This window comes from Chryseobacterium sp. 3008163, assembly GCF_003669035.1.
Classification (GTDB): domain Bacteria; phylum Bacteroidota; class Bacteroidia; order Flavobacteriales; family Weeksellaceae; genus Chryseobacterium.
On sequence record NZ_CP033070.1, the window covers coordinates 103,456 to 118,717 of the forward strand.

Here is a 15,262-nt window from a genome sequence, read left to right on the forward strand (position 1 = left end):
TCTCAATGAGTTTGCTTTGACAAGGGCATTTTTTAAAACTCTACAAACAACTTCACTTTAAAATGAATATCAAACCTATACACAACTTCCATATTCCTGTGATGGGATTAGCTTACACTATCGATACCCCTATTCGTCTGGCTCATTTAGGAATATCATCTGTGATTTCTATTATTGATGATGAGATTATCGAAAAAATGAGAAGCTTTTACAGTGAGAAGTTTAATATAAAATACAAAGCAATTTCAACAAAAACCTATGATTACCGCTGTGAAAGAATAACAGCATATCTTAACATGGTAGATGATATTGTCAATAATAAATTTCAAGCTTTCAAAAAAGATCTTATAAGCAATATAGTTACCCTGAAAAACTTTGTTGCCATACTTCCCAATACCTCATTAATAAAAGCACAATTGCAGCAATTTATTTCGAGCAAAGGAGATCAAATGGCAGATTTAAAAAACTATGTAAACGACCACCTTTCTCCTGGCAGCATTGACGTTAACATTATGACTAAAGTCGACAAGGAAAACTTTCTCAAAAATGAACAGCTGCCTAATATCTACAATGATGCTCACTCATCTCTGCGTGGTTTTGCAAAAAGTAAATTATCTTCTTCAATGGTACTTTCTGCCGGTTTTAATCCTAAATTATATAGTTATATAGAACAATTTGAGGATTTTTATCCGGATAATAACGATTATCTTAAGAAGCAAATCATTATCAAGGTCAGCGATTTCAGATCTGCCATGATTCAAGGTAACTTTTTGGCGAAAAAAGGTTTGTGGGTCAGTGAGTACAGAATCGAATCAGGATTAAACTGTGGCGGACATGCATTTGCTTCAGATGGTTTTTTACTGGGACCTATTTTAGAAGAATTCAAGCAAAGAAAACATGAGCTGATTGAGTCTGCTTTCACTTTAATGGTGTCGTCACTTCAAAATAAAAACAAACATATTCCCAGCAAACCGCCTTTAATGAAAATTACGGTACAAGGAGGAGTGGGAACTGCTGAAGAACATCTATTTCTTTTAGAAAATTATAATATTGATAGTGTAGGCTGGGGTTCACCGTTTTTACTGGTTCCGGAAGCAACGTCTGTAGATTTTGAAACCCGAAAACTATTAGCAATGTCAAAAGAGAATGATTTTTACCTTAGTAATATATCGCCATTAGGAGTTCCATTTAACACAGTAAGAGGTTCATCCAATGAAATTCTCAGGAAATCAAAAAAGAATTATGGCAGCTCTTGTCCTAAAAAATTATTGGCTTTAAATAAAGAATATTCACCTAAAGGCATTTGTACAGCATCTAAAAAGTTTCAGAATTTAAAGCTTGATGAGCTGTTGAAAACTAAAGATATTAAGAATTCACAAGAATTTTCAAAAGAAAAAGAGGAAATTATAGAGAAATCATGCTTATGTGTAGGTCTCGCAAATGCGGCTTACTTAGAACACGGAATCGAAATAAAAGGTGAAAAACAAGGAGTAGTTATTTGCCCGGGGCCTAATCTTGCTTATTTCGACAGTGAAGTGACTCTTTCACAAATGATACAGCATATTTATGGAAATGGTAATATCCTTTCATCCTCTTATCGTCCAAATATGTTTGTTAACGAATTAAAAATGTACGTAGATTACTTTAAAAAGCATATTTCAAAACTATCTGAAACAAATTTAACGGAACAAAAAAAATGGAATTATTTTAAACAAAATATACTGAATGGGATTGCTTATTATGATGAGATGTTTAAAAATTTATCATTTTTCAGACCACAAGCTGAGACTATTGCTGCTGAACTTCAAAAATATAAATTATTGTTATTGGAATAAAGCATTGTCATAACAATTTCCTTTTACTCATTAGTTTTTATTTTGTTATTCGTGATATGCTTCGCAATTCCGCTCATAGTTCGGGTAATGTTTTTTCCAGTTATTGACGAAAATAACCTTTCTGTCAAACAGATCAATGACCGTAATAAGGTACAACCAAACCAGACCTGTATGGATATAGATAATATCTGACACCCAGACCTATTTGCTGTTTTTAACCTAAAAATTCTAATTCATATAATTCTCTACAACAGGGTATCGGTGAGAAGAAACCTAACGAAGTGGTTCGGCGTAGCTAATTGGTGGTTTTTTTAAATTTTTTCTTCACAATACTTCTCAGGTTGCAAAAAAAGGGCGTGAGGTACTTATTCCCTTTGCTTTCAATTCTCTGGCCGTGCAGGGACTTCCATATTGATGGAGGTTAAATAATAGAAATACTGTTTACTTTAGAAAGCCTTAAAATTTCTTAAATAAATTTTACAAACTGTCTTTCTTTCGATAGTGTATCAGTGATAATTTTTTAAGAATCTCTGCACTTTGCTCTGGGGTAATATCACGTTGTGGTTCTGCCAGCATTTCGTAGCCGACCATAAATTTTTTCACTTCGGCGTTTCGTAGCAATGGCGGGTAAAAATGCATATGAAAATGCCATTCTGGGTGTAGTTTCCCATCTGTTGGAGATTGGTGGATTCCTGCTGAATATGGAAACGAAATCTCAAAAAGATTGTCGTATTTTGTGGTTAAATCTTTTATTATTGAAGCTAAAGACAGCTTTTCTGAATCAGAAAACTGCAGGATATTTTCCGCTCTTCTTTTGCTGATAATCATTGTTTCGTAAGGCCAGACTGCCCAAAACGGAACTAATGCAACAAAATCTTCATTTTCAAGAATGATTCTTTCTTCGGCTTCTAATTCTTTTTTAACATAGTCTTCCAGAAGTGACCTTCCGTTTTTATCAAAGTATTTTTTAAGATTTTCCTGAGTTCTCAAAACCGTTGACGGAATTGAAGACTGCGCCCAGATTTGTCCGTGAGGATGTGGATTACTGCAACCCATCACACTTCCTTTGTTCTCAAAAATCTGAACATGATTGATGTAATCTTCAGCTCCCAAATTTTCGTACTGCTGTTGCCAAACATCTACCACTTTTTTGATGTCGTCGACTTCCATTTCTGGCAAAGTCAGGCTGTGATTTTCCGAAAAACAAATGACTCTATTAATTCCTCGCTCCGGTTTTAATGAAAAAAAATCTGACCGTTCATCAGAAAATTCAACATCATCTTTCATCAAAGAACCAAAATCGTTTTCGAAAACAAAAACACCTTTATAATCAGGATTTTTATCACCATTCACACGTACATTTCCCGAACATAAGTAGCAATTCGGGTCGTGAGCAGGAAGTTTTTCTTCGGTTACTTTTTCAGTTTGTCCCTGCCAAGGTCGGTTGGCTCGTTGCGGAGACACTAGAATCCATTCATCCAAAAGCGGATTGTATCTTCTGTGAGGGTGCTGCTTTTGATTAAATGACGAATTCATTCCTTTTGTATTCTCTAATTCCATCTGATATTTTTACACGGTACACTTTCATTTCGATATCAAAATCTGCTCTGTATTTTGCACTGATGTTTTTAATCACTTCATCTACATTTTCATCTTTTATAAGATTGATACTGCATCCGCCAAAGCCACCACCCATTATTCTTGCACCCAAAACGCCGTTTTCTTTTAAAGTTTCTTCCACCATAAAATCCAATTCTCCGCAACTTACTTCAAATTCTGTTGAAAGTCCGGAATGAGTTTCGTTAAGAAGTTCTCCCAAATATTTCACATCGCCTTCAGATAATGCTTTGGCTGCTTTTTCAACTCTTTTAATTTCCTTGAGAAGATACAGACATCTTTTATAAGATGTCTCCCCTATTTCAGTTCTCACTTCATCCAGCATTGAAAAGCTAAAATCTCTGAATTTTTCTATTTCTGGAAACTTTTCCCACAAAACTTTTTTACCGTTATCGACATCATTTCTCCTGTCGTTATAGCCGGAAGTCAGATGCGTATGTTTTACACAACTATCGAAAAGCAGCAGACTGTACCCGTCGATATTGGCTTCAAAATACTGATGCTCCAAAGAATTGCAGTCGAGCATTATTACTTGATGTTCTTTTCCGAAAACGGATGCGAACTGGTCCATAATTCCGCACTTTACACCAACAAAGGTATGTTCGGATTTTTGACCAATAAGTGCCAATTCTTTTTTAGATAAATTTAAATCAAAAATCTGGTTGAGAATATAGGCAAATCCACATTCCAAAGCTGCCGACGAAGACAAACCGGAACCCATCGGAATCGTACTGCTGAAGGCAATCTGCAAACCGCCAATCTCTTTCCCGCTTTCCTGAATGGCATTGAAAACACCCAACAAATAATTAACCCAGGTCTGCGAAACCGGAGTTTGCTTTTGATGAATATTAAAACTAAAAGATTCATTAAAATCCTTCGCAAAAAAAGTGCAGTTTTCTGAGTCATCCACCTTTTTTACGGCAAAACAAATATGCTTGTCGATGGCGGCTGGAAGAACGAAACCATCGCTGTAATCAACGTGTTCACCGATAATATTAATTCTTCCGGGAGCCAGAAAAAACTTTCAGGTTCAGATTGAAAGGCTGATTGAAATGCCTCTTTGGTATGTTTGATTAATTTCTCCTGCATAGGTGACTGCAATTTATGATTTTAAATCTTTTTTGCCACGAATACACGAATGTTTTTTTGGAAAAAATATAAAATTTATTCCTGCATTCGTGGCATATTTTAAATCAAGCAATTACTTTCTTTTCATTACTTTTTTTGCGGCTTCAACAATGTCGTTTGCAGTTAAACTGTATTTTTCCATCAATTGATCTGGTGTTCCGCTTTCTCCGAAACTATCGTTTACGGCAACATATTCCTGAGGTGCAAGATATTCTGTAATCAAAAGTTGAGCAACGCTGTCTCCTAAACCGCCAAATCTGTTGTGTTCTTCTGCAGTCACAACGCAACCCGTTTTCTTTACAGATTTTAAAATCGCTTCAGCATCCAAAGGTTTGATCGTGTGAATATTGATAATTTCAGCATCAATTCCCTGCTCTTCCAGGATTTCGCCTGCTTTTATCGCTTCCCAAACCAAATGTCCGGTTGCAATAATCGTTACATCTTTTCCTTCATTCACCATCCAGGCTTTTCCGATTTCAAAAGTTTGATTTTCATCGGTAAAAACAGGAATTACAGGTCTTCCGAAACGGAGATAAACCGGTCCTTCATGATCTGCGATGGCAATCGTTGCTGCTTTGGTCTGATTGTAATCGCAAGTATTAATAACTGTCATTCCGGGAAGCATTTTCATCAAGCCAATATCCTCCAGAATCTGGTGTGTTGCACCATCTTCACCTAAAGTCAATCCGGCGTGAGATGCACAGATTTTTACATTTTTATCAGAATACGCCACCGACTGACGAATCTGGTCGTACACTCTTCCTGTAGAAAAATTGGCAAAAGTTCCTGTGAATGGAATTTTTCCTTCAATGGCTAATCCTGCTGCGATCCCAATCATATTGGCTTCTGCAATTCCAATCTGGAAGAAACGTTCCGGTGCTTTTTCTATGAATTTTTCCATTTTTAAAGAACCGATAAGATCGGCGCAAAGTGCTACGACATCAGGATTTTTGTCTGCCAATTCTGCAAGACCGGCTCCGAAACCGCTTCGGGTATCTTTTTTTTCTGTGTAGGTATATTTTTTCATTTTTTTTATCTGTTGATGGTTGTTTAAACGCAAAGAGCGCAAAGATTTTTTTTGTATTGAGAATATTTTTCGTTCGCAAAGGCGTTTGACTTCGTCGAATCTTCGATTTCGCTCAGCAAAGGAATTTAATCATTAGATTTTAGATGTTTTTTTGAACAGCGAATCTCTCGCAGCCCGACTTGAGTGGAGCTCTTTTTGCAAATTCAGCAATGGAAAAAGCCTTGGGAATTTGCAAAAAAGCGGGAACGGAAGGCGGATTAAGCTGCCCAAATTTAAAGTCTAATAATCTCCTAAAGTTTCTTCGAGTTGCCCTAAAGCTTTTGCCAATTGCTCATCATTAGGTGCTTTTCCGTGCCAGGCGTGGCTTCCCATCATATAATCGACACCGTGACCCATTCCTGTTTTCAGGAGAATGCAAATAGGTTGTCCTTGTCCGGTCAATAATTTTGCTTCGTCCAGAACTTTAAGAATTTCTTCCATATCGTTTCCGTTTTCTACTTCGAGAACTTTCCAGTCGAAGGCTTCGAATTTTGTTTTAAGATTACCTAAAGAAAGCACTTTGGAAGTAGGACCGTCAATCTGCTGACCGTTGTAATCTACGGTTGCGATGAGATTATCAACCTTGTTGTGAGAGGCGTACATTATGGCTTCCCAGTTTTGTCCTTCCTGCAACTCGCCATCGCCGTGAAGTGTGAACACGATATTTTCATCTTTGTTCAGTTTTTTACCAACTGCGTGACCAATTGCCACGGACATTCCCTGTCCCAGAGAACCGGAAGCAATGCGAACTCCCGGAAGATGCTCGTGTGTCGTGGGATGTCCCTGTAATCTTGAATTCAGTTTTCTGAAAGTTGCCAATTCTGACTTATTAAAATAACCTGCGTGTGCCAAAACGCTATAAAAAACAGGAGAAATATGACCATTGGAAAGATAAAAAACATCTTCATCTTTACCCTTCATATCAAATCCTTCTTTTCTTTTCATCGCATCAAAATAAAGTGCGACCAAAAAGTCTGTGCAACCCAACGAACCGCCGGGATGACCGGATTGACAGGCATGAACCATTCTTACAATATCCCTTCTCACCTGCGAAGCGATATGATTAAGTTTTGAAATATCGTGTTCCATAAATTATTGCATTTTTTGTGAATCTTTGATGAACTGCTCCAAGCCTGAATCTGTCAAAGGATGTTTTAGCAAGGAAAGAATCGGCTGAATCGGGCAAGTCACAACATGGGCACCAATTTTTGCGCAATTAATGATGTGCATACTGTGTCTTACAGAAGCTGCTAAAATCTCAGTTTCGAAGCCATAATTATCGAAAATAAGACGGATTTCTTCAATAAGATTCAAACTGTCTGTCGAAATATCATCCAATCTTCCCAAAAACGGAGAAACGTAACTCGCACCCGCTTTTGCTGCCAAAAGAGCTTGTCCGGCCGAAAAAATTAAGGTGCAATTGGTTTTGATGCCTTTATTGGAAAAATATTTTAAAGCTTTCACGCCGTCTTTAATCATTGGGATCTTCACAACGATATTTGGATGAATCGCGGCAAGAATTTCGCCTTCTGCAATCATTTCTTCGTAAGTTGCAGAAAGGACTTCCGCTGAGATAGCACCATCAACAATATCACAAATGTCTTTGTAATGCTTCAAAATAGCTTCTGTTCCGCTGATCCCTTCTTTTGCCATCAAGGATGGATTGGTTGTAACGCCATCCAGAATTCCGAGGTCGTTAGCTTCTTTTATCTGCTCTAAGTTGGCTGTGTCTATAAAAAATTTCATAAAATATTGTTTAATTCTTTTAAGTGTTAAAAATACACTTAACTAATGAAATAAACAATTTTAGTTTAATTTATTTTGAAGAAAAAGTATCATTCCATTACATAATTAAACTCTTTACGGTACTGGGAAGGACTTTTCTTGATATATTCCTTAAAAGTTTTGTTAAAATAGCTGAAATTATTAAACCCGCTTTCAAAACACACGTCTGTAATGCTTAAAGGTTTTTCGGCAAGCAGTTTGAGAGAATGTGTAATACGGTATTCATTGACAAATTGAGTGAAGGTTTTGTTGGTGATTTTCTTGAAATAACGGCAGAAAGAAGGCACTTTCATATTCGCCAAACCGGCAATTTCGTCCAACGTAATCTGCTCTTTAAAATGATCTTTTACATAATTAAAGATATGATTGATTCTCTCGTTATCCTCGACCTGAGTTTGCAGATAATATTTTCCAGCGTTGAGAATTCTATAATCATCTGTGACAGAAAGCTCGTGCAGAATTTCAAAAAACTTCAATAGCTTTTCTAAGGATTCTAACTGATGCATCTGGGAAATCTTTTTTCTCATTACTTTTTTCACATCGTCGCCAAAGACCATTCCGCTTTTTGATTTTTCTAACATTGCGTGAATTTTTTTCATTTCAGGATTTTCCCAAATCTTTTCACCCAGAAAATCAGGTTTAAACTGAATCACTATTTCATAATCGTTATTAGTATTTTCGTTGGTTAAACCACAATGCGGCAAATTACTGCCAATCAGCACCAAATCGCCTTCCGTAAAGTAAGAAATATTACTTCCTATCTGCCTTTTGCCAGAACCTCCTTTTACCAAAATCAATTCAATCTCAGGATGATAATGCCAAACGTGGGATTTTATATTCTCGTTTCTCTGAAACTTAAGACTCGTAAAACTGCTTCCTATATTAGGATTGATAGCTTCAAATGCAGGACTGTGATGTTTCATAATTTAATGATCAATCAAAGTTACAAAATAACATTTACAAAATTAACTATTAATATTTAATTAATATACAATTTAGGTTAATATAGAACATAAATATGAAAATTGCATTATAAAATTCAACAAGGAAACGCTATACATTTGCAGTATCAATATCAGTAACCATAAAACACTTTTATTATGAATAATTTATTAAAAATCAGTCTATTTGTTGTGTTTCTTTTAACTTCAGCAGATGTAATGAGTAAAGACAGAGACTTTTCTGTATCATTCGGAAATGTAAATTCTAAAACCCTTAGTTTTGAAGTAAACAATGCACAAAATATTTCTTTGTTTGTATACAATGATAATGAGGGGGAAATCTATTCTGAGAAAATAGGAGATCAAAATTTCATTTCGAAATCATATAATCTTGAAACTTTAGCCGACGGAACCTATTATCTGGTTGCAGAATCTGATTATAAAATTGAAAAATATAAAATCAGTATCCAAAATAAAAATCTGATGGTTGAAAAAACTCCGGTAAGTGAAATCACCAAACCGGAATTTACAATCAATAATAATATTGTAAAACTGAATATGGAAGATATGGAAGGCTCTGTAAACGTTTCCGTTCAGGATTTTTTTGATAATGTGTATTACAGTGAAACTAAATTTTCAAAAGACGGCAAGCTTAGTTTAACTTTCAAACTTGACCCCAAGACCTCTCCAAACTACATCATTGCAGTTGAGAAAAATGGTAATATATTCAGTAAAATTATTGCTCTTAAATAATATAAAATTCATATTTATTAAAAACAGCTCTACCTTTTCGGAAGAGCTGCTTTTTTTTAGTTATGATGTCCCATATTGAGTTTAATCTTCTTCAGATCTTCCAATTCGTGAATCGGTCGTTCGATATCATAAGGAATCGGCATTTTTGAAAACGTCTGGAAATACAACAGACACGCATCTTTCCACCAAACGGCATCTTTAGCCTGAATCTTTAATTTTGATTGAATTTGTTGGAATCTTTCTTCATCAACATAAGGCTGCATTTTATCCCAAACCTTTTGATAATCTCTGACATTTTTTACACCTGTATCATATTTGTAAGATAATTCTTCCCACAAAGTTTTACCGTCTTTCATTTTATAATCCCAAGGCACGTGATGGAACCAGAGAATCAGGTTTTCCGGGCAGCTTTTGATATTTCTATAGATTTCATTTAATGGAGAAAAATAATCTGAAACTGCGTTGCTTCCGGATTTCGTTCTGTCAAATCCTAAACCTTGCGCATTTGCCTGATGATAATAGACCGGTGACCAATCAGGTCTTCCGCCTTTGTAATCACCCCAAGGTTCCGGCCCATAATGATGTCCACCTGCGAAAATATGATGAAGACCAAGCGGCATCATATAATCTACGGCAGTTTCTCTTGAAGTGAGCATCATTTCTTTTACCGGTTTGAGGAATTTTTCATTATCGGTAAATGTCATTTTAATCCATTCATCTGCAATCTGTTCTGAAGTCAACTCGTGGTTCCACGCCAAACGTCCGAAAGCATACCAATTGGCTTGCGCAAAATGATGACCTGTCCAGTTTTTATCTTCTCCAATGTTTGCGACAGCAGAAATTGCGGTCAATTTTGCTGGTCTTAAAGTTCCGTCCGTAATTTTGGCAATCGTAGAACCTTTTCCGTCAGAATACGTATCGCTATCTAAAGTCTCTTTAAACAAAGGTGCGAGAAAAACCAAATGGTTTGAGAAACCTAAATATTCCTGAGTAATTTGAAATTCAACCATTTCCGGCGTTTTTTTCAATGCTCCAAATAGCGGATTGAATGCTTCACGAGGCTGAAAATCAACTGGTCCGTTTTTAATCTGAACAATCACATTATCCCTGAATTTTCCATCAAGAGGTACAAATTCCAGATAAGCCTGTTTTGCACGGTCTTCTTTGCTTGGACTGTAAACAAATGCTCTCCACATCACGATTCCGCCATAAGGTTTCAAAACATCTGCCATCATATTGGCGCCGTCTGCGTGAGTTCTTCCGTAATCCTGCGGTCCCGGCTGTCCTTCCGAGTTGGCTTTTACCAAAAATCCTCCGAAATCAGGAATTAATTTATAAATTTCGGAAGCTTTGTCTTTCCACCACTTCTGAACATCTTTGTTCAACGGGTCAGAGTTTTCCAGTCCACCTAAAACTTTCGGTGATGAGAAATTGACTGACAAATAAACTTTGATTCCATAAGGTCTGAAAATATCTGCAAGTGCTTTTACTTTCTCCAGATAGTCTTTACGGAGCATATTTGGTGAAGCATTCACATTGTTGAGAACGGTTGCGTTAATTCCGATGGATGCATTCGCTCTTGCATATTCTTTATATCTCGGCGAAATGGTATTTGGCAAATCTTCCCATTTCCAAAGTGAATGTCCTGCATAACCACGTTCAATAGTTCCGTCAAGATTATCCCAATGGTTGAGAATTCTGATATCGTACGATGGTTTTTCGGTAATATTCAGATTTGTTTTAGCTGAATTAGTTTGTTGTAAACGCAAAACATGGTAGACTCCGTACAACAATCCGATTTCTTTTTCGGCAGAAATAACCAATTTGTTCTGAACCGATTTTATCGTATAACCTCCTTTCAGATTTTTTAATGATTTGTCTGTCCGAAGTTCGACTTCCTGACCTTGCCAATGATTCATCAATTCTTTTTTGGCGATATTCAGAGTCGGATTGTTTCCTTTGGAAATGATTTTATCTGATGAAATTCCATTTTTTGCCGGAAACCTAAGCCAAAGCTGGCTGCCGTCTTCTGCGAAAATCGTCAACGGAAGCATTAGAAATATTAGGATGTACAGTCGGAAATTTTGCATTGGAGAGTTTTTCGATTTCAAATTTTATAAGTTTTGGCTAAAGCCAAATTTGTAGGTTGTCTTTTTGAATGGGCTTCCTTCGACTCAGCTCAGGATGACATTACCCATTCCTATTGATAATAGGATTTCATCCTATTCTTCGTTAAATCGTCCCTTCGGGACTTTTTATTGATTATTCTTGTAAGCCCTGAATGGTTTTAATTTTACCATCTTCATCGTATTCTAATTCTACTACTTTCATACTTCTAAGCCAGGTTTTTCCTTCGCTTGGAACAGAATCGTGGAAGAATAAATACCATTTATCTTGATATTCAACTATGCTGTGATGGGTTGTCCATCCAACGACAGGCGTCAGAATTTCTCCCTGAAAAGTAAATGGACCATATGGATTGTCGCCGGTTGCATAGCAAATCAAATGTGTGTCGCCGGTAGAATATGAGAAATAATATTTGCCATTGTATTTGTGCATCCACGAAGCTTCGAAAAAGCGGTGCTTGTCGCCGTGAAGCAAAGGATTCCCGTTTTCGTCAAGAATCAGAACATCTTTTGGTTCTTCTCCGAATTCCAACATATCATCGCTCAACAAAGCCACTTTTGAAGGGATTGCAGGTTCATCATCATTTGGAATTACTGCAGATTCTAAAGCTTTGTTGTTTCTGTAACGTTGCAATTGTCCGCCCCATATTCCACCGAAATACATATAATGTTTTCCATCTTCATCGAAAATACAAGGATCAATGCTGTAGCTTCCCATCATCGGATGTTTCTCCGGAATAAAAGGTCCATAAGGTTTGTCGCTTACCGCAACGCCAATTCTGAAGATGTCATTTTTATCTTTTAAAGGAAAATACATATAATATTTGCCGTTTTTGAACGCCACATCACAATCCCACAACTGTCTTCCCGACCAAGGAATATCTTTTACCGAAAGCACAACACCATGGTCTGTAATTTCGCCGTTTTCCACATCATCAAGTGAAAAAACGTGGTAATCATTCATATCAAAATGGTCACCGTTGTCGTTTTCTTCTATGCCACTTTCACGGTCGTGTGATGGATAAATGTAGATTTTGCCTTCAAAAACGTGAACAGATGGGTCTGCCATATAATCTTTCGGGAATAGATATTTTGCTTTTTTCATTGTTTAATTAGAAGTTAGATTTTAGAAACTAGATATTAGACTTATTTTTCTTTTGTTAATTGAATGATTTTTTCTACTACAGGTTTCGCCTGATTATTGCGGTCGAAAAGTAACGGGTAATCGGTTCTGCCTTTTACCGGGAAATCGTTTTTCCAGGATTGGGCATCGGTAGTTCCCCACAATGTTACTCTTCTGATTTTATCCTGATGTTTCAGGAATAATCTGAAAAAATCCAGATAACGGTTTTCCCATTCTGTTTTTACATTTTCTGGAAGTCCCGCTGTGTAAGGATTCATTTTTGCTTCATATTCTACTTTATCCGAAACGTTTGCAGAAGTTCCCCACGGTGACGAAAGTGCGCTGATTTCCATTTCAGTAACATTTACTTTTACGCCGTTTGCTGCGTAGTCAAGAATTGCTTTTTCGTATTCGTCAAGGGTTGGTGTATCAAGTCCAACGTGGGTCTGCATTCCTACTCCATCGATTCGGATTCCTTTAGATTTTAGAGTCTGAACCATTTTGCTCACCGTTTTCACTTTTCCGGGATGCCATTCGTTGTAATCGTTGTAATAGAGTTCTGCATTTGGGTCTGCTTCCTGCGTATACTGAAATGCTAAAGGAATAAATTCTTCTCCAAGAATCTCATAAAATTTACTTTTACGGTAAGAGCCATCTTCCATAATAGCCTCATTCACCACATCCCAACCTTTCACGCGACCTTTATATCTGGTGACAACGGTGGTAATGTGACTTTTCATTCTTTGTTTTAAAACTTCCGGAGAAACATCTTTTCCGTCTTTGTCTACGAAAAACCATTTTGGTAATTGCGAATGCCAAATCAACGTGTGACCGATGATGAACATTTTGTTTTTCTCTCCGAAAGCCACAAATTTATCGGCATCATCAAAAAAGAATTTGCCTTCTTCAGGTTGAAGGAACATCGATTTCATACAGTTTTCTGCAACAATAGAATTGAATTGATTTTTAATAATTTCTACAGACTTTACATCTGTTTCATTAATCTGCGGAAGACTCATCGCTGTTCCTATGTAGAATTTATTTTTGAATGCCTTTTTAAGGGAATCGTTGGAAGTTGCTGAGTTGGCTGTCTTGCAGGAGACGGTCAAGGTTAAAATTCCTAATAATGCTACTATTTTTTTCATAATTATTTTTTTTAAATTTAAACGCAAAGCGCGCAAAGATTTTTTTGACTACTATGCTTTTTTAAGTTCGCAAAGGCGTAAACTCAGCGAAGAAATACAAAAAATTCACATAACGTTCTTTTTTCAAGCTTTTTCACGGTTTCAAGCCTCGACACAGATTTTAACACCGTATCACTCGCAGCCCGGCTTGAACGGAGCTCTTTTTGTGGAGCGAAGTGGAACAAAAAAGCGGGAGTGGAAGACGGATAAAGCTGCCCTAAAAACATTTATTATTAATCTTTCGCTTTTCTTCTTTCTTTAAGGTCGTGCTCGATTTCGATTTCCTTTTTCTTGTTGATTTCGTAGAACATCAGTAATCCGCAAGCTAAAAAGAACGGGATGGACGGAAATACGCTGACCAACATTTTGGCTCCTGCGGAAACAGTTTCCGGCTGTATCACATTGACTGCGCCTTCTGAGGAAATATAACCGTATTTTCCGATAATTAATGCAACTAATGAACTTCCGATGCTTAAGCCAACCTTTAAACCGACCATCATTGCTGAAAAAATAATTGCTGTTGCACGTCTGTTGTTTTTCCATTCTGAATAATCTGCAACATCCGCAATCATCGCCCACAGTAATGGTGTTCCGATTCCGTAGAAGAAACCGTGTAGAATCTGCGACAAGAACATTAACCCAACCGATTTTGGCGGATAAAATATAAATGCTAAGACAAATAATGTTGAAATAAACAATGAAGCGATGAATGCATCTCTTTTACCATATTTATCAGCGAACTTTTTGGAGAAAGTAATCCCGACAATCATCATAATGATTCCGCCTGCATTGAACAATCCGAAACCTGCTGAACGGGGGTCTTCTCCAAAGAAATTCATCCCGATGGAATTGAAGAAATTGGTAATCGGCGAAATAAATTGCTGAAGTGAAGCTTCGTCTACATAGTTGTTGAAATAATAAACATACGAACCGCCTTTCATTGCCAATGTAATGAAAATCAACGCAGTAACTATCAACATAATAATCCACGGCTTGTTTTTCTTTAAATCTTTTAAATCAGCGCTTAAAGTAGATTCCTGTTCCGGCTTTGGAATGACTCTTTCTTTGGTTGTGAGAAAAGTGATTAACAACATCACCGTTCCGATAATTGCCAGCCAGGTCATCACCACCTCGATTCCTGCTGCTTTGTCGCCGTGACCTGCAGATAAAATAATCGGCAGCATAAATACCTGAACAAAGAATTGGGCAAACATCACAGCTACAAAACGATAAGAAGAAATACTGTTTCTTTCGCTCATATCACCTGTGATAACGCCACTTAAAGCCGCATAAGGTAAATTATTGGCTGCGTAAAGTAATAGTAAAACAGAGTAAGTAATTGCCGCATAAATCATTTTTCCTTTGTAAGAAAAATCGGGTGTGCTGAACGCAAAAAGTGCCGCGGCACCCAACGGAATTGCCGTTAATAAAATCCACGGACGGAATTTCCCCCATTTTGTACGGGTTCTGTCTGCTAAAGCTCCAATCAACGGGTTGAAGACAAAACCAGCCAATAAACCAACCGTAAGCGTAATGATGGATGCATCTTCCGGTTTTAATCCGTAAATATCGGTGTAAAAATAAGCTAAATACGTCACCAAAGTCTGGAAAACCAGATTGGCGGCTAAATCTCCTAAACTGTAGCCGATTTTTTCAACGACAGATATTTTTTGAGATGAGTTGTTCATATAAATTAGATATTAG

At 36.9% G+C, this 15,262-nt stretch carries 13 protein-coding genes; 2 read left to right on the forward strand and 11 right to left on the reverse strand.

Annotated features, from left to right (window positions below; genetic code table 11):
- Positions 1 to 62: 62 nt before the first annotated feature.
- Positions 63 to 1,835 carry a hypothetical protein gene (locus EAG08_RS00445; RefSeq protein ID WP_129533756.1) on the forward strand — a complete coding sequence of 591 codons (1,773 nt, stop codon included), beginning with the start codon at positions 63 to 65 and terminating at the stop codon, positions 1,833 to 1,835.
- Positions 1,836 to 2,312: 477 nt separating this feature from the next.
- Here EAG08_RS00445 and EAG08_RS00450 read toward each other — a convergent pair whose 3' ends face one another.
- The 7 genes from EAG08_RS00450 to EAG08_RS00475 all read right to left on the reverse strand — a co-directional run bounded on the left by EAG08_RS00450 (position 2,313) and on the right by EAG08_RS00475 (position 8,354).
- Positions 2,313 to 3,395 (reverse strand): UDP-glucose--hexose-1-phosphate uridylyltransferase, encoded by a 1,083-nt coding sequence (locus tag EAG08_RS00450; protein WP_129533757.1) that lies wholly within the window; start codon positions 3,393 to 3,395, stop codon positions 2,313 to 2,315.
- Entirely contained in the window at positions 3,355 to 4,446 is a 1,092-nt protein-coding gene (galK, locus tag EAG08_RS00455; RefSeq protein ID WP_228446898.1) for a galactokinase, read from the reverse strand. The genes EAG08_RS00450 and galK overlap by 41 nt, the downstream gene beginning before the upstream one ends.
- Complete coding sequence (locus tag EAG08_RS21590; protein WP_228446689.1) at positions 4,368 to 4,541, reverse strand: hypothetical protein; 174 nt, start codon at positions 4,539 to 4,541, stop codon at positions 4,368 to 4,370. Before EAG08_RS21590 ends, galK begins: the two co-directional genes overlap by 79 nt.
- A gap of 112 nt (positions 4,542 to 4,653) precedes the next feature.
- Positions 4,654 to 5,607: a transketolase family protein gene (locus EAG08_RS00460; protein WP_129533758.1), complete on the reverse strand. Its 954-nt coding sequence runs from the start codon at positions 5,605 to 5,607 to the stop codon at positions 4,654 to 4,656.
- 279 nt (positions 5,608 to 5,886) lie between these two features.
- The gene (locus EAG08_RS00465; protein ID WP_129533759.1) at positions 5,887 to 6,735 is read right to left on the reverse strand and encodes a transketolase; all 849 of its coding nucleotides are present in this window, start codon (positions 6,733 to 6,735) and stop codon (positions 5,887 to 5,889) included.
- Between the two features lie 3 nt (positions 6,736 to 6,738).
- A complete protein-coding gene (gene fsa / locus EAG08_RS00470) occupies positions 6,739 to 7,392 on the reverse strand; it encodes a fructose-6-phosphate aldolase (RefSeq protein WP_129533760.1) in 654 nt (217 codons plus the stop codon).
- Positions 7,393 to 7,481: 89 nt separating this feature from the next.
- Positions 7,482 to 8,354 (reverse strand): AraC family transcriptional regulator, encoded by an 873-nt coding sequence (locus EAG08_RS00475; protein ID WP_129533761.1) that lies wholly within the window; start codon positions 8,352 to 8,354, stop codon positions 7,482 to 7,484.
- A 177-nt stretch (positions 8,355 to 8,531) separates the two neighbouring features.
- Here EAG08_RS00475 and EAG08_RS00480 point away from each other — a divergent pair, with 177 nt between their 5' ends.
- Complete coding sequence (locus tag EAG08_RS00480; RefSeq protein ID WP_129533762.1) at positions 8,532 to 9,125, forward strand: hypothetical protein; 594 nt, start codon at positions 8,532 to 8,534, stop codon at positions 9,123 to 9,125.
- A 56-nt stretch (positions 9,126 to 9,181) separates the two neighbouring features.
- Here EAG08_RS00480 and EAG08_RS00485 read toward each other — a convergent pair whose 3' ends face one another.
- The 4 genes from EAG08_RS00485 to EAG08_RS00500 form a co-directional block, all read right to left on the reverse strand.
- Positions 9,182 to 11,215, reverse strand: coding sequence for an alpha-glucuronidase (locus EAG08_RS00485; RefSeq protein ID WP_129533763.1), 2,034 nt, complete (start codon positions 11,213 to 11,215; stop codon positions 9,182 to 9,184).
- A gap of 172 nt (positions 11,216 to 11,387) precedes the next feature.
- Positions 11,388 to 12,356 carry a glycoside hydrolase family 43 protein gene (locus tag EAG08_RS00490; RefSeq protein ID WP_129533764.1) on the reverse strand — a complete coding sequence of 323 codons (969 nt, stop codon included), beginning with the start codon at positions 12,354 to 12,356 and terminating at the stop codon, positions 11,388 to 11,390.
- Between the two features lie 41 nt (positions 12,357 to 12,397).
- Entirely contained in the window at positions 12,398 to 13,519 is a 1,122-nt protein-coding gene (locus EAG08_RS00495; RefSeq protein WP_129533765.1) for an endo-1,4-beta-xylanase, read from the reverse strand.
- A gap of 272 nt (positions 13,520 to 13,791) precedes the next feature.
- Positions 13,792 to 15,246: an MFS transporter gene (locus tag EAG08_RS00500; RefSeq protein ID WP_129533766.1), complete on the reverse strand. Its 1,455-nt coding sequence runs from the start codon at positions 15,244 to 15,246 to the stop codon at positions 13,792 to 13,794.
- Positions 15,247 to 15,262 lie beyond the last annotated feature (16 nt).